Source organism: Thiolapillus sp., from assembly GCF_048562965.1.
In the GTDB taxonomy this organism is placed as follows: Bacteria; Pseudomonadota; Gammaproteobacteria; order Chromatiales; family Chromatiaceae; genus Thiolapillus; species Thiolapillus brandeum_A.
On sequence record NZ_JBHNMF010001197.1, the window covers coordinates 1 to 795 of the forward strand.

General features: G+C 50.3%; 1 pseudogene. It reads right to left on the reverse strand.

Features of this window, described 5'->3' with window-relative positions:
* Window positions 1-464, reverse strand: a pseudogene (locus tag ACOCD2_RS23265) (hypothetical protein); the annotation flags it as partial.
* Window positions 465-795 lie beyond the last annotated feature (331 nt).

A 795-nucleotide genomic window follows, 5' to 3' on the forward strand; every position in this document is an offset into this window, starting at 1 on the left:
AAGCAGCTTTGGATGAGAATTTTGCCAGGGTTTGCCCCAAACCCGGCAATCCCCCCGGAAATTCTCTGGTCACTGTGCTGCTGCGCATGGTGGCTTGAATAATTTCTGGGAAACTTCAGCTTGGGATCTTCCTTGCGGATTTTCCCCAGGCGCTCTTCCATGATATCGAAGGCCCTGTCCCAGGAGATCTCTTCGAGCTTCGATTCACCACGCTCGGCATCAGCGCGGCGCAACAGCGGCTTGGTCAAGCGTGCCGGAGAATACTGCTTCATGATGCCTGACGCACCTTTGGCGCAGATAACACCTTTGTTCAGGGGGTGTTCAGGATTGCCTTCTATATGGCGGACTTCGCCATCACGCAGGGTCACACGAATGCCGCAGCGGCAGGCACACATGTAACAGGTGGTGTTTTTGACTTCCACCCTCCCCATGTCCTGGTCATTGTATTCCGTAGGATCCAGCATGTCTCAAGCCCGAAATTGAATCTGCGCGATAATCAGTAAAGTATAATATTAGCTGCATCTAATGTATATACAAAGCCGCCTGCAATCTCTACCCGGCACCCCGAAAAAGGCCATCCTGTCACATTCCCACCCAGCAGCATTCCAGTTTATTCGCTGAGAACCGGACTCATCAGATATTCCTATTTGGACATCCAATATCTCTATGGTTTTTTCCTGAATCCGTGATTCCAGAACGTCAAAACCCGCATTTTACCGACATGACTCGGCAGGAGCCTCTGTAATCGGCATGACATCGAAATATTTGTCTGGATGGATCAGCAAATTGATGCTT